The following is a 22,823-nucleotide window of genomic DNA, read 5'->3' on the forward strand; positions in this document are numbered from 1 at the left end:
GGCTCAATCGACTCAATGGGCAATGGCAGGCGCAGGCATTTCTCGGGGTTCCTGCACTGCGGACATGGTGGGAAGCTCGATGCACACGCGCACGCCCGCACCCGGTGTCGACTCGACCTGCACCATCGCGCCGATGCGGTGTGCGCGTTCGCGCATGATGCCCAGGCCGACGTGCACAGAGTCGGGCGGCACCGCCCCCACATCAAAACCGACGCCATTGTCCTGCACCTCGAAGCGCCAGCGGGGATGCCGATAAACGCGCAGCTCCACCCGGGTCGCCCCCGAATGCTTGCGCACGTTCGACAAGGCCTCCTGCACCATGTGCAGAACCTGGATCTGCACATCGGGTGCCAGCGGCAGGCCATGTCCTGCCATGGTGAGCGTGGCGGCGATCCCGGTCTGGTGCTCGAACTTGGACAAGGTGGCACGCAGGGCCGCCTCGATGTCTTCTTCGCTGGTGCGCGTGCGAAAGTGCACCAGCAGTTCGCGCACATCCGAATAGCACTCCCGCACGCCCACATCGAGCTCGCCCATGCTGCGGTCGCGCGCCACGATGTCGCCCTTGGCCACAGCGTCGCGCAGCAGCTGCGTCTGGATCTTCAGGAAAGCCAGCGACTGCGCAATCGAGTCATGCAGCTCGCGCGCCAGCAGACTGCGCTCTTCCGAGACAGCGGCCTCGCGCTCCAGGGCGTTGGCGCGCAGGCCCTCCATGGCGCTGGCCAGGTGGCGCGTCATGGCTTCCAGAAGATCGCGCACCTCGTCGGTCAGCTCCACCGAAGAGCGAAAGAACAGGTTGACCTCGCCAAGCAACCGCTGCTGCATCTGCACCGGCACAGCCACCATGGTCTGAAAGCCGGCGTCGCGGCAGTGCGGAAACGCGAGCATGGTGGCCGCCATGATGGGGATGACCCGGGTGCGTGCATGGCTTTGCGGCTGGCCGCACATGCAGGCGCCCGTGTGCAGGCAATGTTCCTCCTCGGTCATGATGCGCGGCATGCCGTCGCCGGCCAGGAGCACGTAGCGTTCATTGGCCTCGTCCGACCAGCGCACCGCGGCCGCATCAGCACCCGCCACCCTGCGGATCTGCTGCACAAAGCCCTGCGCCAGCGCCTCCAGCCCGGTTGCCGTGGAGGCCAGCGCGCTGACCTCGTAAAGCGCCGCCAGGCGTTGGTTCTGCACGGCAATGCTGGCGGTCTTCTCGCGCACCTTTTGCTCCAAGCCTTCGTGCGAGACCTGCAGCGCCTGGGCCATCTGGTTGAACCCCGCGGCGAGCTGGCCAAATTCGTCATCGGTCTCTACCGGCAGCCTCGTCCCCCACTCTCCCTGGCGCAAACGCGCCAGCGCCTGCTGCAGTTGCGACACCGGATTGAGCACCAGCAGATAGCTCACCGCCATGAAGGTCACCGCAGCGGCAATGGCCACCGCCATCAGGGCGAGCTGGAAGAGATGCAGCACGGCGGTCCAGCCCGCAATCTGGATTTCGATGGCCTCGACAAACCCGTCCACTTTCTGCACAAAGCTGTCGGCCTGGGCCAGTGAGCGGGCACGGTCTGGCGGCAAGCCAATGGCCCACTCCTTGCGTATGCCTCCCCAGGTGGCGCGAATTTCTTCGAAGCGCGCCCGCGTGTCGGCCCCCCAGGGCACAAACAGGGGGCGCGAGGGATCGCCCGTGCGCAGCAACTCCAGGCTGGCGTCAAACTGCCGCGCGTGCATCTGCACATCCTCGGGCGACTCGGTCTGCTGCACCAGCACCATGCGCAGCATGTTCATGCGCAGGCGCCCGGCTTCGTTAACGGCCGCAGCCCCGCCCTCGAGCTGCCAAGCCACCCACAGCGTCAACCCGATGGAAGCCATGGCCACCAGCAGGAATCCTCCGCCCATGGCCAGCAGCTTGAAGGTCAGCGGGGACTTGGTGCGCATGGGCGCAGTGTAGGAAGGGTGTCCCACCCTTGTCTTGATGCGAATCAATTGCGGGGCGCGTAGCATGGCTCCATGCTGCCTGCTTTTCCCCGATTCAACACACGCCTGGGAGCCGCCATCGCGGCCCTGGCCCTGGCTGGCTGCGCCAGCCACCCCGCCGTAGTGCCCTCTGCCCAGTGGCCCGCGCAGCTTGAAAGCGCACTGCCCACCGACGTTCTGCTGCTGGGCGAGCAGCACGACGCCCCGGACCACCAGCGCCTGCAGCGCGACACGGTGCAGTGGCTGGCGGCGCGCGGGCGGTTGGCGGCCGTGGTGCTGGAGATGGCCGAGCGCGGGCACTCCACCGCAGCGCTGGCGCGCGACGCCACCGAAGCGCAGGTGCAGTCGGCCCTGCAATGGAACGACGCGGCGTGGCCCTGGTCCGCGTACGGCCCCGTGACCATGGCCGCCGTGCGCGCCGGGGTGCCCGTGCTGGGGGGCAACCTGCCACGCAGCGCAATGGCCGCGGCCACGCAGGAAACCCGCTGGGACAACCACCTAGCCGCCCCCGCCCGCCAGCAACTGCTTGACGCCCTTCAGGACGGCCATTGCGGCCTGCTGCCCGCGACGCGACTGCCCGCCATGGCGCGCGTGCAGATCGCACGCGACGCCAGCATGGCCCTCACAGCCCAGGAAGCGGTGCGCCCCGGCCAGACCGTGCTGCTGGTGGCCGGTGGCGAGCATGTGCTGCGCCACAGGGGCATTCCAACCCACTGGCCAACCAATTTAACATCAAAAGTGGCTTCAGCCCTTACCGATAAAGCGCAAGCAGCTACAACAACAGGAGCAGATATCGTCGTCACCACAGCGCCCCTGCCGCCGCACGACGCGTGCGAGGTGCTGCGCCTGCCGAATTAGCCCGCACCGGCACGCCCCGCAGGCAAGCCCAGCCGCGCGTGCCGCCCTCTATTTACCGGGCCTGCTGCGCCCGCACCAGGGCGGCAAACGCCTCGGCCGGCACGGGGCGACTGCAGAAATACCCCTGGTAGCTGTCGCAGCCGCGTTCGCGCAGAAAGGCCAGCTGCTCGGCCGTCTCAACCCCCTCGGCCAGCACCCGCAGGTCCATGCTGTGGCCCATGGCGATGATGGCCGCGCTGATGGCCATGTCGTCCGAGCTTTGCGGAATGTCGCGAACAAACCCCTGGTCAATCTTGAGCACGTCGATGGGAAACCGTTTGAGCTGCGCCAGCGACGAATAGCCGGTGCCGAAATCATCCACCGCCAGCCGCAAACCCAGGTCGCGCAGCTGCCGCATGGTCAACAGCGCCTCGTCTTCGCGTTCGGCCAGCGCGCTTTCGGTGATTTCCAGTTCCAGCAGGGCGGCCGAATATCCGGTTTCTTTCAGGGCCGATGCGATGCAGCCCACCAGGTCGGTCAGCTGAAACTGCCGCGGCGACACGTTCACCGCGATCGTCAGCGGGGGCAGGCCTTCGTCGTGCCAGCGCTGCCCCTGGCGGCAGGCCTCGCCGATGATCCATTCCCCCAGGGGGCCGATGATGCCCGACACCTCGGCCACCGGGATAAAACGCCCCGGGGCAATCAGGCCTTCTTCGGGGTCGTTCCAGCGCACCAGCGCCTCGGCGCCCACGATGCGCCCCGAAGCGATGTCGATCTGCGGCTGGTAATGCAGCACCATGTGCCCTTGCGCCAGCGCCAGGCGCAGGCGCGATTCGAGCGCCAGCCGCTCGCGCGCGGCCTGGGTCATGTTCTCGGTGTAAAAACACGATGATCCGCGCCCCAGCGCCTTGGCCCCATAGACTGCGGCGTGGGCGCCCTGCAGCAGCGTCGGGGCCGTGGTCGCATGTTCCGGGAACATGCAGATGCCCACGCTCACTCCGGCCATCACCTCAAACCCTTCGGGCGAATGCCAGGGCTCTGCCACCGCAGCAATCAGCTGGCGCGCCAGCGCTGCCGCGCCATCGGCATGGCGCAGGTTGCGCGCCACCACGGCCAATTCATCCCCCGCCATGCGGCCCAGCAGGTCGCCCGGCCGCATGGCAGCCTGCACCCGGCGCGCAATGTCCTTGAGCATCAGGTCGCCAATGGCATGGCCATAGCTGTCGTTCACATCCTTGAACCGGTCCAGGTTGAGCTGCAGCACGGCCATGCGTTCGCCGCTACCGCGCGCCTGCACCACCGCGTCTTCGAGCTGCTCGCAAAACCACAGGCGGTTGGACAGCCCGGTGAGCGCATCGTTGTTGGCCAGAAACTCCAGGCGCTGGTGCTGCGCCTTCTCGCCGGAAATATCGGAGAACATGCACACGTAGTGCGTTGGCGCGCCGGCCGCGTCGCGCGCCACACTCAGCGACATGTGCTCGGGAAACACCTCACCGTTCTTGCGCCGGTTCCAGATTTCACCCTGCCAGCGCCCGGTGCGCTTCACTGAATCCCACATCGCCTGGTAAAACGCCCGGTCGTGCCGTTCGGACTTGAACACGCGCGGCGTCTTGCCCAGCAGTTCTTCCTCGGTGTAGCCCAGCAACCGCGTGACCGAGGCATTGACCGAAAGAATGCGGTTGTCCGTGTCGGTCACGATCACGCCCTCGCTCATGTTCTCCATGACAGTGGCGGCCAGCCGCTGGCGCTCATCGATCTGGCGCTCGCGGGTCAGGTCGGTCAAGATGCCCGAAAAACGCTCAGGCTGCCCCGCATCGCTCAGATGACGCACCCCCCGGGCCATGAACCAGCGGTAATTGCCGTCAAAGCACCGTAGCCGCGTCTTCTCGACGAACGGTTCGCCCGAGGTCAGGGCGTATTGCAGGGCCAGCCGCACGCGCTCGCTGTCGTCGGGGTGCAGGCGCTCGCGCATGCGGAAATCACGGGAGAAATCGTCGCCCGTGTAATGCAGCATGCGCGCCACGGTGGGCGAATACACGGTCTGGTCCCGCACCAGGTCGTGGTCCCACATGCCGCTGCCGCTGCCCTCGACCGCCAGGCGAAGGCGTGTCTCGCTGCGCTCAAGGGCGGTGCGCGCGGCCTGGATCTCGCCCATTTCTTGCAACACGCAGTCCAGGTGGGCCGGTTCGTCGCCCTCCTCGGGCACGTAGGTCACGGTGTTGAGCATATGCACTACATGCCCGTCAGACGGCCGGGTGTAGTGCCGCGGCCCCAGGTAGTGGTCAATCTCGCCCGCCAGCAGGCGTGCCAGCTGCTGCGTGGCCTGTTCCGGGTCGTCAGCCTGAACGATCTTGCGGATATTCTGGGCCTGCAATTCGGCCAGCTCCATGCCCAGCATTCGGCACAGGCAGCCATTGGCCCACAGAATGTGCCCATCCAGTGCCACGCGCGCCATGCCCACCGGCGCGTGGTGCACTATCTGCGCCAGCTCGCGCGCCACCGCCGAGCGTTGCCGCTCCACCTTGCGCATGCGCGCCAGCAGCCAGCCGGCCAGGGCACTGGTGAAGAGCACATACGCCCAGCCCTTCCAGGTCTGAAAATGCGCAATCTGCTCGGGCGTGCCAGCCCATTGGGCCAACAGCGCATCGCCCGCGAACACCCATGCAACGCCAAAGGCGAGGTACAGCGCCACTCCCCACCAGGGGGTGAGTTTCGCGACGAAACACGGGATGTACATGAAGTTCCTTATTCCGACACCTGCGGGCCTTGCTGCGACAATCGCACAGCTATGACCCACGCTTACATCCTTACTCTCTCGTGCCCCGACCGCCTGGGGCTGGTGCACGCCGTCTCTGGTTTCCTGCTGGAGCATGGCGGCAACATCGAAGAAGCCGCCCAATACAACGACAACGCCACGGGCCTGTTTTTCATGCGGGTGCAGTTTGCCTGCGACCAGCACGACCACGCCACCCTGAAGACCCGCCTGGCCACCTTTGCAGAGCCCCACCAGATGCGCTGGAGCCTGCATGCCACGGCCCAGCCCGTCAGAACCGTGCTCATGGTCAGCAAGGAAGGCCATTGCCTGAACGATCTGCTGTTTCGCTGGAAGAGCGGCCTGCTGCCCATCGACATCCGCGCCATCATCAGCAACCACCGCGACTTCTACCAACTGGCAGCCAGCTACAACGTGCCGTTCCACCACATTCCCCTCACCGGCACCACCAAGGCGCAGGCCGAGGCCAAACAGTACGAGATTATCGAGGCCGAAGGGGCCGAACTGGTGGTGCTGGCTCGTTACATGCAGATACTTTCACTTGATCTGTGTCAAAAACTAGCCGGACGGGCCATCAATATCCACCACAGCTTCTTGCCAAGCTTCAAAGGTGCCAAGCCGTATTACCAGGCACATGACCGTGGCGTGAAGCTCATCGGCGCCACAGCCCACTACGTCACCGCCGACCTCGACGAGGGCCCGATCATCGAGCAGGACGTGGCCCGCGCCGACCACACCGACACCGTGGAAGACCTCACCGCCCGCGGCCGCGACACCGAAAGCCAGGTGCTGGCGCGCGCCGTGAAGTGGCACAGCGAGCACCGCGTGCTGCTCAACGGCCACAAGACCGTGATCTTCCGCTAGAGATATGGAACACCCCCCTGAGTCGCTTCGCGCCTTCCCCCCGCGCTCGCGGCGCTGCGCGCCGCAGGCAGGGGGACGCCGCCAGTGCACGCCAGTGAAACGCCGCCTACGCGGCATGGCGGCCCTTGCGCGGCGGCCTTCGCTTGAGCCGGGCCTGTCTCAGGCGCCACGGGCAGCACACATTCCAGGGGTTTGCTAAATGGCCACGGCAGCACCGTCCTCTTTCCTCAGCAGCGCGGCGCGGCGCATTCCGCCCATCCAGTGCCTGCTGACGTTTGAAGCCCTGGCCCGCCTGCGCAGCGTGACGCAGACGGCCGAAGAGCTGTGTGTCACGCCCAGCGCCGTGAGCCACCGGGTCAAGCAGCTGGAGCAGATCCTGGGCGTGCGGCTGTTCGGCCGCGCCGATTTTTCGCTGACCACCGAAGGCAGCGCCTACCTGGCCCATGTGCGCGAGGGGCTGGGCGCGCTGCAGCGGTTTCCGGGCCAGGCAGCGGCGCCGGGGCGGCGGCGGCTCAAGCTGGCCGTCACGCCCACGTTTGCGCGCACCATCCTCATCCCGCGCCTGCGCCAGTTCACCGAGGCCTACCCCGAGATCGACCTGGCCTTGCAGGTGTCCATTCCGCTGCTGGACGTGGTGGCCGAAGATGCCGACCTGATGGTGCGTTTTGGCGCGGGCCACTATGCCGACGTGGAGCACGTGGAACTGGCCCGCGACGTGGTCACGCCCCTGGCCTCGCCCGCCTTCGTGCGCGAGCACGGGCCGTTCGAGCGGCCCGAAGACCTGGAAGGCGTGCCCCTGTTGCGCAGCCCGCTGGAACCCTGGCGCACCTGGTTTGCCGCCACCGGCCTCGATTGGGCCGAGCCCAGCGAGGGCTCGCAGTTCAACGACATCGGCCTTATGTGCGACGGCGCCGCAGCCGGCATGGGCGTGGCGCTGGTTCGCCTCAAGCTGGGCGCGCCCTGGCTCGAAAACGGCACGCTGGTGCGCCTGTTTGCCACCGACACCGCCAGCCCGCACGCGCACTACCTGTGCTGGCGCACCGGCACCATGGACCGCTGGGAATGCGCCGCGTTTGCCGAGTGGCTGCGCAAGACCATGGCGTAGTAGAGGCATCCCCCTGAGTCGCCTTTGGCGCCTTCCCCCTTATCTCGGCTGCGCCGGGAAGGGGGACGCAGCCCTCGCTGCGGGGCGGCCCTTGCTCGGCTGCCCTCGCCCGAGCCGCGCCCTCCTCCACCAAGTTCAGGCAAAAATCAGCCCCAGCGCTTGTCCATCAAGCGCTATAAGCTATCAATTAGTGAGCATTTCGGTATTTTTCACAAACACCTGCAGAAAACCTCACACCCCGCCCGTCCCCATCCCCTACAGTGGCGACCATGAACACCGACAGCATGTCCGTTGCCGCCCCTTCGCCCGCCGAGCGCTCTGCGCGCCAGGCTGAAGTCGTGCAGGCCCTCACCCGCGTGGTGCCCCAGCATTCCCTGCTCTGGCACAGCGAAGACACCACGCCCTACGAATGCGATGGCCTCACCGCCTACCGGCAGCGCCCGCTGGTGGTGTGCCTGCCCGAAACCGAGACGCAAGTGCAGGCCGTGCTCAAGGTGTGCCACCAGCTCCAGGTGCCCGTGGTGGCGCGCGGTGCGGGCACGGGCCTGTCGGGCGGCGCCATGCCGCACGCCATGGGCGTGACGATGTCGCTGGCCCGCTTCAACCGCATCCTCGACCTGAACCCCGAAAGCCGCACGGCCGTGGTGCAGTGCGGCGTGCGCAACCTGGCCATCAGCGATGCGGCGGCGCCCTATGGCCTGTATTACGCGCCCGACCCCAGCAGCCAGATCGCCTGCACCATCGGCGGCAACGTGGCTGAAAACTCGGGCGGCGTGCACTGCCTCAAATACGGCCTCACGGTGCACAACGTGCTCAAGGTCAAGGGCTTCACGGTGGAAGGCGAGCCCGTCGAATTTGGCAGCGCGGCGCTCGACGCACCCGGCTACGACCTGCTGGCCGCCGTGATCGGCAGCGAGGGCATGCTGGCCGTCACCACCGAGGTCACCGTGCGCCTCATCCCCAAGCCCATGCTGGCGCGCTGCATCATGGCCAGCTTTGACGACGTGCGCAAAGCGGGCGATGCCGTGGCCTCCGTCATTGCCGCCGGCATCATCCCCGCCGGGCTGGAGATGATGGACAAGCCCATGACGGCCGCCGTGGAAGACTTTGTGCACGCAGGCTACGACCTGACGGCCGAAGCCATCTTGCTGTGCGAAAGCGACGGCACCCCCGAAGAGGTGGAGGAAGAAATCGGCCGCATGAGCGAGGTGCTGCGCGCTGCGGGCGCCACCGCCATCTCGGTCAGCCGCGACGAGGCAGAGCGCCTGCGTTTCTGGAGCGGGCGCAAGAACGCCTTTCCAGCCAGCGGCCGCATCAGCCCCGACTACATGTGCATGGACTCGACCATCCCGCGCAAGCGCCTGGCCGACATCCTGCTGGCCATCCAGGAGATGGAGAAAAAATACCAGCTGCGCTGCGCCAACGTGTTCCACGCGGGCGACGGCAACCTGCACCCGCTGATTTTGTTTGATGCAAACGACGCCGACCAACTGCGCCGCTGCGAGCTGTTTGGCGCCGACATCCTGGAAACCAGCGTGGCCATGGGAGGCACGGTGACGGGCGAGCACGGGGTGGGGGTGGAAAAGCTCAACAGCATGTGCGTGCAGTTCAGCGCCGAAGAAAACGCGCAGATGTTTGGCCTGAAATACGCTTTCGACCCGGCTGGCCTGCTCAACCCCGGCAAGGTGATCCCCACGCTGAACCGGTGTGCGGAGTACGGGAAGATGCTGGTGCGGGGCGGGCAGATCAAGCACCCGGAGTTACCGCGGTTTTAAGGGCGGTGCGGGCTGACAATTTGAGCCTATTTGGCTGCTGGCGCTTATACATAAAGCGCTAGTAGCTATTGTTTTTATAGCTTGTAGTGTGCCTTTGCCGAGTGCGGGGGCCGGGTCTCGCCCCGGCGGGCGACTCACTTTCTTTTGCCTCGCCTGTATGGACCGGGCACATTGTTAACAGGTGTGCGAGGACATGGTTAACACTTTCGGTGAACTTCGCCGGAGGTCTATATGCCATGGAAGGCTTGCAACACCATGAACCTGAGACAGGAATTCGTTGAGCTGGCAAGGCAAGAAGGGGCCAACGTGCGTGAGCTGTGCCGACGCTTTGGCATCAGTGCCCCAACCGCGTACAAGTGGCTCAATCGCTTTGAAGAGCAAGGCAGTGAGGGGCTGGTAGATCGATCGCGCAGGCCCCGCAACAGTCCAAGCAGCTCCTCACCGCAGGTAGAGGCGGCCGTCATCGCGGTACGCACCGAGCACCCCTCGTGGGGCGGGCGCAAGATCAGCTGGCGTTTGCAGCATCTGGGTGGGCCCTGTGTGGCTCCCAGCACCGCCACCTCCATCCTGCGCCGCCACGGCCTGATCACGTCCGAGGCCAGCGAAGCGGCCAAGCCCTGGCAGCGGTTCGAACGTGAAGAGCCCAACGCACTGTGGCAAGCCGACTTCAAGGGTCACTTTCAGACTCTTCAGGGGCGCTGTTCGCCGCTGACCATGCTGGATGATCACTCGCGCTTTAACCTGGCTTTGCAGGCCTGCGGCAAGACTGCCACCGAGGTCGTTCAAGCGCACATGACAGAAGTATTCAGGCGCTATGGCCTGCCCGCGCAGATCAACTTCGACAACGGCGCTCCCTGGGGCTCACCAAGTGCGCCGGGCCAGCTCACAGTACTGGGCGTGTGGCTGGTACAACTGGGCATTCACGTCAGTCACAGCCGACCCTACCACCCGCAAACCAATGGCAAGGACGAGCGCTTCCATCGAACACTGGAGATCGAGGTGCTCAAGGGACGGTGCTTTGAGAGCTTGGAGAGGGTACAGGCGGCGCTGGATCGCTGGCGTGCGGTCTACAACCATCAGCGCCCGCACCAAGCACTGCATGGAGCTACACCGGTCACGTGCTATCGGCCCAGCAAGATAGCGTTCCCGGAGCAATTGAGCCTGCCCGAGTACAGCAGTGAAGACGAAGTGAGCACGGTCGACTGGAACGGGATCCTGAAGTTCAGGGGCAAGCGATACAAGCTGAGCAATGCCCTGCATCGCCACAAGGTGGGTATCCGGCCCAAGCAGGACAAGGACGGCTGCTTTGAGGTGTTCTTCGCACACCATCGCTGCTTGGTAATTGACCTGGCTGACACCGAGGCCGTTTAATCAGATCTGTAAACCATGTGTCCGCACATCTGTTAACAATGTCCCCGGTCCATACACCTCGCCAAAAGAAAGTAAGCCAAGAAAAAGCGACCCTACAGGCTGCGTCCCTTCGCTTCACTGCGGGCAACCTGCGGTGCTCAGTTTTGCCGGGGTCTCGCTAAACTCGCGCCGCTTCGCGTCACTCAAACAGACGCGAGCCCTGATCCGCCAAAACCTGCGCTCCTCGGCGCATCCTGAAGGGAACCCGCAAGCGGACATCCATACGGGCCGTCGCTTCGCTCGGCCCACACCGCCCGGGCGCAAGCCCCGCGCGATGCGCAGACTGGGCCAAGCGCAGCAATGGCCCGTGTGGCTGTTTGGCTGTTTGGCTTTTGGGCTGCCCACCCCCTTCTGGCTGCGCCTGCGGCGGGGCGTTTGCGGGGTGGCATGCGCGCCTTCGCGCGCATGCTTCGTCATCTGACTCGCCGTGGTTATCCGAGCGGCGCGCGCAGCGCAAAGCGAGTTCCACGACGCACCCCGCAAACGCCCCGCCGCAGGTTTGCCCCGCAGGGGTCGCAGACTGCAGGGTCGCCTTTCTTTTGCTTACTTTTGCTGCTGGAGAAGGTTGCGAAGCAACATACGAGAGCACCGTGCGCATAGCGCACCTTTGGCGAAGCAAAGACAACCCGCACAGCGGGTTGATTCAAAAGTGAGTCGGCCGCCGGGCCGAGACACGGCCTCCAAAAACTGAAATTGCACACAAATGGCATCGGCAATGCATGTCCACACCCATCAAATCGAACACAAGGTACGGCGTGCCATCAACATGCATCACACACACTGCATTCATGCAAAAAGCATCTATCACTACAGAAAGTCAAGCAGTAAAAACACTGAAAAATGCAACCAAAAGATCGTTTGATGCGACAATATTTCGTTACCGATCGTATCTAATGCTTATGCCCCCCCCCCCCCACATTCCATTCGTTCACACGCTGACTCCGAACTCACGTTTCAAAACGTTTGGTTCAACCTCAAGAGCCAATGGCGCATCGTGAGCGCTTTGACGAGTGCGGGCATACTGCTCGCCGCACTCGTGTTGCTCCTGATTCCTTCCCGCTTTGAGATCAAGGCGTATCTGGACAGGCCATACAGCAGCGAGATCGCCGAACTCAATAGCGGCAGGACCAGTGCCTCCGGCCTCGAGCAGTACACACCGGAGCAGGTGTTTGCGTATTTCGTGCGCAGGTTGCTCACGGACGAAGCCAAACAGCGCTTTTTTCAGGAAATCTATTTACCGGCGCAAGACAATGCCCCTGACAGCGCGGCAGCCCGGCAAGCGCTATATCAGCACATGAGTCAGAAAGTTTTGACGATTACGCCTCCGCCTCCCAAGAAAGGCCGCGACCTCTACAGCGTGCGCATAGAAGCCCCTTCGGGCGAAAAGGCTGCTTCTTGGACCACCACTTTCCTCAATCAGGTTGCGGAAGACGCCACCTTGGCCCTGTTCAGCGATGCTGAAAAAGCCATTGCATTGCAACTGCAGAACACAGAACGCGACCTGAAAGAAAAGCTGCGAATCACAGAGCAGACCCGTAATGATCGACAAGCCCAGCTGACCGAAGCCCTGCAGGTTGCCCTGGCAGTCGGCATCAGGGATCCCCAGATGACCAGCGCCCAACCGCCCCGTCAAGACGGCGTGGCCTCGGTCATAGATGGTTCGCGCCTGTATGCCCGTGGCAGCAAGTCGTTGCAAGCCGAACTTGCTGTGCTCAAGAACCGCAAAGACGACGCGCCCTTTGTGGACGGCTTGCGCGCAGCCCAGTCTCAAATGCGCCTGCTGTCAGAGCTGAAATCTGCAGAAAAGAAATTCAAAATTTTCCACATAGACGGTCAAGTTATTGCACCCGAAAAGCCTTTTGCCCCCAAAAAATCAATGATTTTGGCCCTTGGGCTGTTCATGGGGCTGTGCTTGGGCGTTTTCACGGCACTGGTCCGCACTGGTGTGGTGAAGCAACTGATGTCCGATGACGGTACATCGAATACGCCTGCTTATGCCACCAAAAATCTGTAGCCCTGCACTTACCACGACGACTTCTTCAACCGGCACCGCGTCCGTCAAAAAACTCGTTTAGCGCGTCTATTCACTGTGTCGGCAACCGTCGACCCAGTGAACGCGGGCAGCGCGCTCTTACCCCTCCCGAAACCCCCGCGCCAATCCAAAATGCCCGCAGCCAATGAAAGGCACCGGCGGCCGCAGCGCCGACAGCGGCGAGGGATGGTTGGCACACAACACCAGGTGCCCCCGGTCCGCAGGAATGACGGCGCGCTTGCTTTGCGCATGCGCGCCCCAGAGCATGAACACCACCGGTCGCGGCCCTTCGGCCACATGGCGGATGACGGCGTCGGTCAGTACCTCCCAGCCCTTGCCCGCGTGGCTGGCGGGCTGGCCTTCTTCCACCGTCAGCGTAGTGTTGAGCAGCAGCACGCCGCTCGTCGCCCACTTCACCAGACTGCCGCCGGGCAGTGGAAACGCGGGCGGCGGCGTGCCCAGGTCGCGCTGCAGTTCCTTGAAGATGTTGCGCAGCGACGGAGGCAGCGCCACGCCGGGTGCCACCGAGAACGCCAGCCCCTCGGCCTGGCCCCGGCCGTGGTACGGGTCCTGCCCCAGGATGACCACGCGCACCTCGTCGGGCGGCGTGAGTTCCAGCGCGCGCAGCGGGCGCGGCGGAAAAATGACGGCCCCGGCCTCGAGCCGCGCCTGCAGGAAAGCCCGCAGCTTGCCGCCCACCGCTCCCTCAAAGAATGCCTGCACCAGCGGCTGCCAGCCCGGCGCCACGGGCCAGTCGGCGGGGTCAGCGCTTAGCAGTTGCGTCGGCGCCAGTGCGGCGTCGTTCAGTACAGAAAATTGAGTCAAATCGGCCTCCAGCGCTTATTCAGCAAGCGCGAGCAGCTATAACTTTTGCAGTCAATGGCGCCCCCCGTTCTGCAACACCCGCGATCCCCGGCACTGACGCAGCCCAGGCCAGCGGCCACCGTGCAAGTGCCGCCCCGCCGCACGGGTGGCGTCCCCATGCCCGCAGCGATGCGAGAGCGGGGGGAAGGCGACTCTGGGGAAGTTAACTTCAAGCAAACAGCTTGGCCAGCTCCAGCCCCGGCTCGGGGGCGCGCATGAAGGCCTCGCCCACCAGGAAGGCGTGCACGCCGGCGTCGCGCATGGTTTTGACGTCGGCAGGCTTCAGGATGCCGGACTCGGTGACCAGCAGGCGATTCTTGGGAACGTCGGCGAGCATGCCCAGCGTGGTGTCCAGCGTGACCTCGAAGGTTCGCAGGTTGCGGTTGTTGATGCCGATCAGCGGCGTCTTGAGCTTGAGCGCCCGCTCCAGCTCGGCGCGGTCGTGCACCTCCACCAGCACGGCCATGTCCAGCCCACGCGCGATGGCCTCGAAGTCTGCCATCTGGGCATCATCCAGGCAGGCGGCGATCAGCAAAATGGCGTCGGCACCCATGGCGCGGGCCTCGTACACCTGGTAAGGGTCCACGAGGAAGTCCTTGCGCAGCACAGGAAGCTGGCAGCTGGCGCGCGCCTGTTTGAGGTAGTCCACGCTGCCCTGAAAAAACTGCTTGTCGGTCAGCACCGAGAGGCAGGCCGCGCTCACCTTGCCGTCGCCGTCGGCGTAGCTTTGGGCAATGTCGGCGGGAATGAAGTCGGCGCGGATCACGCCCTTGCTCGGGCTGGCTTTCTTGATCTCGGCGATCACCGCTGCCTGGTCCTTGGCGATTTTTGCGCGCATCGCGCCTTCAAAGTCGCGCGTGAGCACGCGGCTCTCGGCGTCGGCGCGCATGGCGGCCAGGGGCAGGCGCTTTTGGGCGGCGGCGACTTCTTCGTGCTTGACGGCGACGATTTGGTTCAGGATGTCAGACATGGTTTAAGAGGGAAATGGTGGAATGGTCAACGGGCATGGGGCACGTCTGTACCCGTGAGCAGTGGGGCGCCCGAGCGGCGGATCCGCAGGCGCTCTGCCAGCGTGTCCACGCAGCGGTCAAGAATGCGCAGGTTGCGCTGAAACGGCCGGGAGGTCAGATGCACCAAGGTCAATGCGGCCACAGGTCCACGGCGAACATGCCGCAGTTCCAGCAAGAAGGATGCCCCCGTTTCTCTGGTGGCGGCCGGGTAGCAACCCAGGCTGTATTGGGCAGGGTCAATTTGAATGCGCTCGCGTTGGGCAAGACCTATCGGTGTCAGGCTGCCCTGCTGAAAATCAACGATCCACCCCCGGCGAACCTGCTTGCTTCGCCATTGCAGATGCATCGCCAGCACGACCAAACCCGTGCAAAGGAGCGCAACAACCCAGAATGCGGGGCCTTCCTTCAGACCGGTCATCCACAACACGGATGCGCTGCAAAACAAACCCGACAGCGCAGTCGTCAGGATGATTTCGCGTCTGGAAGCAGCCGACTCCAGCTTTTCGGGCAGCCATACCCTTGGCTGCATGGCCAGCATCCCGGCCCACACCGGCAGGGATGTGGGCCTGATCGGAAGGCGGGGTGGTAGCGGTGTCAAGGCGCATCCTTTGGCGGCACCGGCTGATCAGCATCCACTGCCGGAGGCTCCGGCGTCTTGAGCACCCGCACAAAAACCCGGTGCATGACGAATCCGGCCACGACGAAAAGCGCCGAGACGCCCAATGCGATCCAGGTACCAGGGTCCTGCCACATGGTGCGCGTCCGGGATCAGGCCGTCGGCGCGGGGGTGCGCGCGACGATGCGCTTCAGAACATCGTTCATGGTGTCTGGTGGTCTTGCGGCCGTGGGGAGGCAGCCGAGGCGCCTGGCGCGGCGGGCTTTGACGATGACGGCTGTGGGGCGCTGGTCTCAGCCGGGGGGCGGCGCAGCGTGCGGTGCAGGGCCAGCGCAAACAGCACAAAACCGACCACCATCACGGCCGTGATACCCAGCCAGACCCAGGTGCCGGGGTAGTTCCAGATAGATGTTTCCATTACAAGACTCCCAGTGAATGGGTGAGCGTTACCAATTGATCGAGTTTGGCGAGTGCCGCGCCCGAGGTCAGGGCTGCGCGGGCGCGGGCCAGGCCGTCGGGGATGGAGCTGGCCACGCCAGCGGCATACAGCGCGGCACCGGCGTTGAGGCAGACGATGTCACTGGCCGCGCCGGGCTTGCCATGGAGCACGTCGAGCATCATGGTGCGCGACTGCTCGGGGGTTTCCACGCGCAACTGGCGGGTGCTGCTCATGGCCAGGCCAAAGTCTTCGGGGTGCACTTCGTATTCGCGGATGGCACCGTCCTTGAGCTCGCCCACCAGGGTGGAGGCACCCAGGCTGATTTCGTCCAGGCCGTCGCGGCCATAGATCACCAGCGCGTGCTGCGCGCCCAGGCGCTGCAGGGCACGCACCTGGATACCCACCAGGTCTTCATGGAACACGCCCATGAGGATGTTGGGGGCACCCGCGGGGTTGGTCAGCGGACCCAGGATGTTGAAGATGGTGCGCACGCCCAGCTCTTTGCGCACGGGCGCCACGTTCTTCATGGCGGGGTGGTGGTTGGGCGCGAACATGAAGCCGATGCCCGCCTCGGCAATGCACCGGGCAATGGCTTCGGGCGACAGGTTGATGTGAATGCCCAGGGCCTCCATGGCGTCGGCGCTGCCGCTTTTGCTGGACACGCTGCGCCCGCCATGCTTGCTGACCTTGCCGCCCGCCGCCGCGATCACAAAGGTGGCGCAGGTGGAGATGTTGAAGGTGTTGGCACCGTCGCCGCCAGTGCCAACAATGTCCACCATGTGCGTGGTGTCCTGCACATGCACCTTGGTGGAAAACTCGCGCATCACCTGCGCGGCGGCGGTGATTTCGCCAATGGTTTCCTTCTTCACGCGCAGGCCGGTGACGATGGACGCCAGCATGACGGGCGAGAGCTCGCCTTGCATGATCATGCGCATCAGGTGCAGCATTTCGTCGTGAAAGATTTCGCGGTGCTCGATGGTGCGCTGCAGCGCTTCCTGGGGGGTGATGGACATGGGGCCTCTGCCAAAAATAGTGTCTTTTAGGGCTCTGGCGCTTATAGGATAAGCGCCAGCAGCTATCAAAATTAAAGTACCTTGACACACCCAGAGCGCAGACAGTGCCGCTGCCTGGCGCGGTGCCAAGCGCGGCCCTCAGGTGCTGCGCTGCTCCAGGAAGTTGCGCAGCATGGCGTGGCCGTGCTCGGTGAGGATGCTCTCGGGGTGGAACTGCACGCCCTCGATGGCCAGCGTTTTGTGGCGCACGCCCATGATTTCGCCGTCTTCGGTCCAGGCCGTTACCTCCAACACCTCGGGGCAGGTGGCGCGCTCGATGGCCAGCGAGTGATAGCGGTTCACCGTGAACTTTTCTGGCAGCCCGGCAAACACGCCTTTTTGCGTGGTGGTGATGACGCTGGTCTTGCCGTGCATGAGCTGTTGGGCCCGCACGATGGTGCCGCCAAATGCAGCACCGATGGCCTGGTGGCCCAGGCACACGCCCAAAATTGGCAGCTTACCGGCAAAGTGCTGAATGGCCGCCACCGAAATGCCCGCCTCGGCGGGCGAGCAGGGGCCGGGCGAGATCACGAGGCGATCGAGCTGCCCGGCGTTGAGCCGCGCCTCGATCTCAGCCACAGTGATTTCGTCGTTGCGAAACACCTCCACCTGCGCGCCGAGTTCGCCGAAATACTGGACGATGTTGTAGGTGAAGCTGTCGTAGTTGTCGACCATCAGGAGTTTCATGGCTTCAACCTTCCTGTGTGGCGGTCTGGCGCAGGCGCGCGAACTCGCGGTGCTCGTGGGCAATGTAGGCTTCCATCATGCTGCGGTAGATGGCCTCCATCACGTCGGGCTCGCCACCCTCGATCTGGGTGCGTGCACGCACGCGGTCCACGATGGCCTGGATGCGTTCTTCATCGCGCACCTGCGATGCATCCTGCTTGATGCGCGCGGCCTGGGTCATGTAGCCGCCGCGTGTGACCAGCAAGGGCACCAGCACGTCGTCCAGCGCATCAATGTGGCGACGCACATCGTCCATGGTTGTGCAATGCTGCACGTTGTTGATGGCCTGGGTCATTCCAGCCCCTCCTCGACAAGTTCGGCGGCACGCAGCAGTGCGCGTGCCTTGTGTTCGGTTTCCTTCCACTCCAGCTCGGGCACCGAGTCGGCCACCACGCCAGCGGCCGCCTGCACATACAGGTTGCCGTCCTTGATGATGCCGGTGCGGATCGCGATGGCCACATCCATGTCACCCGCATAGCTCAGGTAACCGCAGGCACCGCCGTACACCCCGCGCTTGACGGGTTCGAGCTGGTCAATCAGCTCCATGGCATGCACCTTGGGCGCCCCCGTGAGGGTGCCTGCCGGGAAGGTTGCCTTGAGCACGTCCATGCTGGTCATGCCCTCGTGCAGCAGTCCTTCGACGTTGCTCACGATGTGCATCACGTGGCTGTAGCGTTCGACCACAAAGGCTTCGGTCACCTTGACGGTGCCCGTCTGGGCGATGCGCCCGATGTCGTTGCGCGCCAGATCGATCAGCATCACATGCTCGGCACGCTCTTTCGGGTCGTTGATGAGTTCCACCTCGGCGGCCTTGTCCTTCTCGGGCGTGGCACCGCGCGGGCGTGTGCCAGCCAGTGGCCGGATGGTGACTTTGGTGCCCGCATCGGTGTGCTCCTGGCGCACCAGGATCTCGGGGCTGGCGCCCACCACATGGAAATCTCCAAAGTTGTAGAAATACATGTACGGCGAGGGATTCAGCGAGCGCAGCGCGCGGTACAGGCTCAGGGGGCTTTCCGTGTAGCGCTTGTGGATGCGCTGGCCCACCTGCACCTGCATGAAATCACCGGCGGCAATCAGCTCCTTGGCCCGGTCCACGGCCGCAAGATAGTCGGCCTTGGCAAAGCTGCGCTGTGCGGGGTGGTTTTCGGTGGCTTTGACCACCGGGGCACTCACCGAGTATTTAAGCTGGTCCTTGAGATCGCGCAGCCGCTTTTTGGCCTTCCCATAGGCTTCGGGCTGGGCCGGATCGGCATAGACGATCAGGTAAAGCTTGCCCGAGAGGTTGTCGATAACAGCCAGCTCTTCGCACTGCAGCAAAAGGATGTCGGGGGTTTCCAGCGCATCGGGCGGGCAGGTGGTTTCGAGCTTTTTTTCGATGTAGCGCACCGTGTCATAGCCAAAGTAACCCGCCAGGCCACCACAAAAGCGCGGCAGGCCCGGGCGCAGGGCCACCTTGAAGCGCTTTTGGTAGCTCTCAATGAAATCGAGCGGGTTGCCGCGCGCGGTTTCCACCACCTGGCCGTCGGTCACCACCTCGGTTTTGGCGTCTGCACCAAAACCGCTGGCGCGCAACAAGGTTCGGGCGGGCAGACCAATAAAGCTGTAACGGCCAAACCGCTCGCCGCCCACCACCGACTCCAGCAAAAAACTGTGCTTGCCGCCGTCTTTGCTGTGCGCAAGCTTCAGGTAAAGCGAGAGCGGGGTTTCAAGGTCCGCAAAGGCTTCCGCCATGAGCGGGATGCGGTTGTAGCCTTCACCGGCCAGGCTTTTGAATTCAAGTTCCGTGATCACGGGGAGAGCTCCCAGCTGAGGCAGCGCGTTGTACAAAGCGCCGCTGTTCATTCGACAGGCCCCGGCGGGGCCACGGGTGCACGCTGGGAAAGAGGCCCAGGTGCAATCAGGCGTTCAAAAAGACAGGCTTACGCCAGGGCCAGGCTCCCCGGTCGCTGCAACCTGTAATGAACACGTGGTGTATGAACATGGGCAAAGTGTAGCAAATGCGCGCCTCCAGGCCGACGAAAACGCGCACAGCCCTTGCCAGGCCTGTCCCGGGGAAAACCCCGATGCACGCCAGCGCCCACCAGCGCACAATTTGTTGCATTAAATGAACGGTCGTGCTTTTTCAGGATTTCTATGCGCAAAACAATGCATGCCCTATTTCTCGCAGCCGGCCTGTGCTGGGGTGCTGCAGCCACGGCTGCCGTCGCCGTTGAGCTGGCTGGCGTCAAGGTGGAGGACGCCGTCACCGTCAGCGGCACCAAGCTGCAACTCAACGGGGCTGGCATCCGTTACAAAGGCCCGTTCAAGGTGTACGTGGGCGACCTCTACACGACGCGCCGGGTGTCTTCGCTGGACGATTTGATTGCCGCACCCGGTCCCAAGCGGCTGTCCATGACGTTTTTGCGTGACATCAACTCCGCAGAGTTCGGCAAGTTGCTGACGCGCGGAATGGAAGACAACGTGAGCAAGCAGGAACTCTCCAAGATCATTCCCGGCATGATCAAAATGGGAGACATCTTTGCGGCCAACAAGTCGTTTGCGCCCGGCGATGTCTGCTCACTCGAATGGGACCCCGCCAAAGGACTGAGCGTCTACGCCAAGGGCAAGTTGCAGGCCGAGCCTTTCAAGGACCCTGCCTTTTATCGCGCCCTGATGTCCATCTGGTTTGGCAACACGCCGGCCGACTGGAAGCTCAAGGACGAACTGCTGGGCGTCAAGCCGCAGCCACAGTGACGCGCGCTTGTTGCGCCCTGGACTGAGCCTGCCCCCAAGGCAGGTTTTTTTTACGCTTGGCCGCCCCGTTCGCCTGTCCGACAGGCTTAAAGGATTGCGCTAACAACCCGGCGACGCGCCCCGCACCACCCAGCTCCTGAAGCATTTTTAGCCGCAACACCAACGCCTGGGCACGCTTGGTGGACCGCCCCCACCGCAGCCCCCTATCGCTCATCAAGGCCACCATGAAACTCAGCAACCTTCCCGTCGGCCTGCGTCTGGGCCTTTCTTTCGGCGCCATTCTGGTCATCACGGCGCTCATTGCTGCCATGGGCATGTGGCGCATTTCCAGCCTGCAGATGGCCAGCGAGAGGGTGGCCACCCAAGAGATTGAACAGCAGACGCTGGTGGAAGACTGGGCATCCGACATCCGGCTGAACTGGGTGCGCACCGAAGCGTTCCTCAAGGCCATCGATCGCGACTACATGGAAAAGCTCACGGCCGACACCCAGGCCACGGCCACCAGCATGGAGAGCAAGGTCAAGCGCATTGAGGGCCTGGTGCAGGATGACCAGGCGCGCGCCCTGCTGACAGCCATTGCCGCGGCGCGTGCCGCCTACAGCGACAAACTGAACGAGATCCGTGAACTGCACCGCGGCGGCGAGCCCAATGTGCCCGCCATGGTGGATACAGACCTGCGTCCCCTGGCCGACAGATACCTCGGGGCACTGGACGATCTGCGCAAAACCATGGCCACGCAGCTGGCCTACAGCCAGCGCGACACCAGCACCCTGGCCCGAGGCAGCCAGATGCTGCTGGGGGTGGGCACCCTGGTCGCGGTAGCGCTGGGCGCCTTGCTTGCCTGGACGGTGACACGATCCATCGTGCGTCCCGTGCAACTGGGCAGACAAGCTGCTGAGCGCATTGCCAACGGCGACCTCACCTGCCCCATTGCCTGCGACAGCCGCGACGAAACCGGTCAGTTGCTACAGGCGCTGGCCACCATGCAATCACGCCTGGCGGCCATTGTGGGCAATGTGCGCAACAGCGCCGAGGGGGTTGCAACCGCCAGCGTGGAAATCGCCACGGGCAACAACGACCTCTCTGCCCGCACCGAGCAGCAGGCCAGCGCCCTGGAAGAAACCGCAGCCTCCATGGAAGAACTGGGTTCTACCGTGCGGCAGAACGCCGACAACGCGCGCCAGGCCAATCAGCTGGCCATGAGCGCGTCAACGGTGGCCGTGCAGGGTGGCGACGTGGTGGCCGAAGTGGTGGACACCATGAAGGGCATCAACGACAGCAGCAAGAAGATCGCCGACATCATTGGCGTGATCGATTCCATTGCGTTCCAGACCAACATCCTGGCGCTGAACGCAGCGGTGGAGGCCGCCCGCGCAGGCGAGCAGGGCCGAGGTTTTGCCGTGGTGGCCGGCGAAGTGCGCAGCTTGGCGGGCCGCAGTGCCGAGGCCGCCCGGGAAATCAAGAGCCTCATCGGCGCGAGCGTGGAACGGGTGGAACAGGGCACCCGGCTGGTGGACAAGGCCGGCACCACCATGACCGAAGTGGTCGCGTCCATCCGCCGCGTGACCGACATCATGGGAGAGATCAGCGCCGCCAGCAGCGAGCAAAGCTCGGGCGTCTCGCAGGTGGGCGAGGCCATCACCCAGATGGACCAGGCGACCCAACAAAACGCGGCCCTGGTGGAGCAAAGCGCCGCAGCCGCAGACGGTCTCAGGCTCCAGGCCGGGCAACTGGTCGACGCCGTTGCAGTGTTCAAGCTGGCCTCTGGCCTGCACACGCCCCTGGCGGCACCGGCGCAGCGCCGCCAGGCCGCTACGGCGGCAGCCCCCGCAGGGCACATTGGCTACAGCGGGCAAGCCGTCATCGGGGCAGGCGCCTGACGGGCACCCCGGCTCACGCCAGCAGCAACTCCAGCGAAGCCACGTACCCGTCTGCATCCACCGCCTGCGCCGGCAGGCCGTGGTTGTAGCCGTAGGTGACCAGCACCACAGGGCAGCCAGCAGCGCGAGCGGCCTGCGCATCGTTGGACGAGTCACCCACCATCAGCGTGCGGGCAGGCGCGGTTTGCAGGGCCTCGCAGGTTTTCAGCAACGGCAACGGGTCGGGCTTTTTTTTGTCAAAGCTGTCACCCCCGAAAACCTGCTCGAAATAGCCCTCCAGCCCCTTGGCGCGTAGCAACGGCAAAGCAAACGAAGTGGGCTTGTTGGTCAGGCATGCCAGACGCAGGCCAGCATGGCGCAGGGCCTGCAGGCCTGCCTCCACGCCGGGATAGACGCGCGCGTAGTGTCCATTGATGGCCAGATAGTGCCGCTGGTAGCTGGGCCAGGCATGGGCGTAGAGCGCTTCAATTTCAATAGCTGTAGGCGCTTTACCCATATGCTCTAGCACGTGATTGAGCACTGAACGCAGCAAATGTTCAGAGCCCTTGCCCACCATGCGTTCGATGTGCTGCGCCGCAATGGGTGGCAGTTCCAGATCGCCCAGCATCCGGTTGAGGGCTTCGGCAAAGTCGCCCAAGGTGTCCACCATCGTGCCATCCAGGTCGATGATGACGGCGTCCAGGGGGGTGGGGTTCGATCCAAAAGACTTCAAATTCAGCATGGCCAGCAGGTTTCAAAACAATGCGCC

19 protein-coding genes are annotated in these 22,823 nt (G+C 64.2%); 8 read left to right on the forward strand and 11 right to left on the reverse strand.

The features are described 5' to 3' along the window. Positions 1-12: 12 nt before the first annotated feature. Positions 13-1,920: a type IV pili methyl-accepting chemotaxis transducer N-terminal domain-containing protein gene (locus K226_RS0101860; protein ID WP_024813179.1), complete on the reverse strand. Its 1,908-nt coding sequence runs from the start codon at positions 1,918-1,920 to the stop codon at positions 13-15. Between the two features lie 72 nt (positions 1,921-1,992). Here K226_RS0101860 and K226_RS18595 point away from each other — a divergent pair, with 72 nt between their 5' ends. Continuing rightward, the gene (locus K226_RS18595; RefSeq protein ID WP_035240803.1) at positions 1,993-2,817 is read left to right on the forward strand and encodes a ChaN family lipoprotein; all 825 of its coding nucleotides are present in this window, start codon (positions 1,993-1,995) and stop codon (positions 2,815-2,817) included. Between the two features lie 52 nt (positions 2,818-2,869). Here K226_RS18595 and K226_RS0101875 read toward each other — a convergent pair whose 3' ends face one another. After that, on the reverse strand, positions 2,870-5,533 hold the full coding sequence (locus K226_RS0101875) for a bifunctional diguanylate cyclase/phosphodiesterase (protein WP_035240805.1): 2,664 nt from the start codon (positions 5,531-5,533) through the stop codon (positions 2,870-2,872). A gap of 51 nt (positions 5,534-5,584) precedes the next feature. Here K226_RS0101875 and purU point away from each other — a divergent pair, with 51 nt between their 5' ends. The 5 genes from purU (at position 5,585) to K226_RS0101900 (ending at position 12,737) form a co-directional block, all read left to right on the forward strand. Next, positions 5,585-6,433: a formyltetrahydrofolate deformylase gene (gene purU / locus K226_RS0101880; protein ID WP_024813182.1), complete on the forward strand. Its 849-nt coding sequence runs from the start codon at positions 5,585-5,587 to the stop codon at positions 6,431-6,433. A gap of 199 nt (positions 6,434-6,632) precedes the next feature. Beyond that, complete coding sequence (locus K226_RS0101885) at positions 6,633-7,538, forward strand: LysR substrate-binding domain-containing protein (protein ID WP_024813183.1); 906 nt, start codon at positions 6,633-6,635, stop codon at positions 7,536-7,538. Positions 7,539-7,807: 269 nt separating this feature from the next. Then, positions 7,808-9,313 (forward strand): FAD-linked oxidase C-terminal domain-containing protein, encoded by a 1,506-nt coding sequence (locus K226_RS0101890; protein ID WP_024813184.1) that lies wholly within the window; start codon positions 7,808-7,810, stop codon positions 9,311-9,313. Between the two features lie 231 nt (positions 9,314-9,544). Beyond that, positions 9,545-10,684 carry an IS481 family transposase gene (locus K226_RS0101895; protein ID WP_024813185.1) on the forward strand — a complete coding sequence of 380 codons (1,140 nt, stop codon included), beginning with the start codon at positions 9,545-9,547 and terminating at the stop codon, positions 10,682-10,684. A gap of 1,033 nt (positions 10,685-11,717) precedes the next feature. Beyond that, the gene (locus K226_RS0101900) at positions 11,718-12,737 is read left to right on the forward strand and encodes a GNVR domain-containing protein (protein ID WP_155886485.1); all 1,020 of its coding nucleotides are present in this window, start codon (positions 11,718-11,720) and stop codon (positions 12,735-12,737) included. Positions 12,738-12,854: 117 nt separating this feature from the next. Here K226_RS0101900 and K226_RS0101905 read toward each other — a convergent pair whose 3' ends face one another. The 8 genes from K226_RS0101905 to trpE all read right to left on the reverse strand — a co-directional run bounded on the left by K226_RS0101905 (position 12,855) and on the right by trpE (position 19,253). Further along, the gene (locus tag K226_RS0101905; RefSeq protein WP_024813187.1) at positions 12,855-13,562 is read right to left on the reverse strand and encodes a uracil-DNA glycosylase; all 708 of its coding nucleotides are present in this window, start codon (positions 13,560-13,562) and stop codon (positions 12,855-12,857) included. Between the two features lie 226 nt (positions 13,563-13,788). Continuing rightward, entirely contained in the window at positions 13,789-14,589 is an 801-nt protein-coding gene (trpC, locus tag K226_RS0101910; protein WP_024813188.1) for an indole-3-glycerol phosphate synthase TrpC, read from the reverse strand. Positions 14,590-14,615: 26 nt separating this feature from the next. Then, a complete protein-coding gene (locus tag K226_RS0101915) occupies positions 14,616-15,158 on the reverse strand; it encodes a hypothetical protein (RefSeq protein ID WP_155886486.1) in 543 nt (180 codons plus the stop codon). A gap of 289 nt (positions 15,159-15,447) precedes the next feature. Further along, positions 15,448-15,663 carry a hypothetical protein gene (locus K226_RS0101920; protein ID WP_024813190.1) on the reverse strand — a complete coding sequence of 72 codons (216 nt, stop codon included), beginning with the start codon at positions 15,661-15,663 and terminating at the stop codon, positions 15,448-15,450. Beyond that, complete coding sequence (trpD, locus tag K226_RS0101925) at positions 15,663-16,697, reverse strand: anthranilate phosphoribosyltransferase (protein WP_024813191.1); 1,035 nt, start codon at positions 16,695-16,697, stop codon at positions 15,663-15,665. The genes K226_RS0101920 and trpD overlap by 1 nt, the downstream gene beginning before the upstream one ends. Before the next feature lie 138 nt (positions 16,698-16,835). Further along, a complete protein-coding gene (locus K226_RS0101930) occupies positions 16,836-17,423 on the reverse strand; it encodes an aminodeoxychorismate/anthranilate synthase component II (protein ID WP_024813192.1) in 588 nt (195 codons plus the stop codon). Positions 17,424-17,427: 4 nt separating this feature from the next. Beyond that, complete coding sequence (locus K226_RS0101935) at positions 17,428-17,757, reverse strand: chorismate mutase (protein WP_024813193.1); 330 nt, start codon at positions 17,755-17,757, stop codon at positions 17,428-17,430. Next, positions 17,754-19,253 (reverse strand): anthranilate synthase component I, encoded by a 1,500-nt coding sequence (gene trpE / locus K226_RS0101940; protein ID WP_024813194.1) that lies wholly within the window; start codon positions 19,251-19,253, stop codon positions 17,754-17,756. Before trpE ends, K226_RS0101935 begins: the two co-directional genes overlap by 4 nt. 342 nt (positions 19,254-19,595) lie before the next feature. On the opposite strand from trpE, the gene K226_RS0101945 reads away from it, so the two are divergent. Both K226_RS0101945 and K226_RS0101950 read left to right on the forward strand, forming a co-directional pair. After that, positions 19,596-20,195 (forward strand): chalcone isomerase family protein, encoded by a 600-nt coding sequence (locus K226_RS0101945; RefSeq protein ID WP_238324189.1) that lies wholly within the window; start codon positions 19,596-19,598, stop codon positions 20,193-20,195. Positions 20,196-20,419: 224 nt separating this feature from the next. Then, positions 20,420-22,075: a methyl-accepting chemotaxis protein gene (locus tag K226_RS0101950; protein WP_024813196.1), complete on the forward strand. Its 1,656-nt coding sequence runs from the start codon at positions 20,420-20,422 to the stop codon at positions 22,073-22,075. A 13-nt stretch (positions 22,076-22,088) separates the two neighbouring features. Here the strand turns inward: K226_RS0101950 and gph are convergent, their stop codons facing one another. After that, positions 22,089-22,796: a phosphoglycolate phosphatase gene (gene gph / locus K226_RS0101955; RefSeq protein ID WP_024813197.1), complete on the reverse strand. Its 708-nt coding sequence runs from the start codon at positions 22,794-22,796 to the stop codon at positions 22,089-22,091. Between the last annotated feature and the right edge of the window lie 27 nt (positions 22,797-22,823).

It is taken from the genome of Acidovorax sp. JHL-3 (assembly GCF_000526295.1).
In the GTDB taxonomy this organism is placed as follows: Bacteria; Pseudomonadota; Gammaproteobacteria; order Burkholderiales; family Burkholderiaceae_C; genus Acidovorax; species Acidovorax defluvii.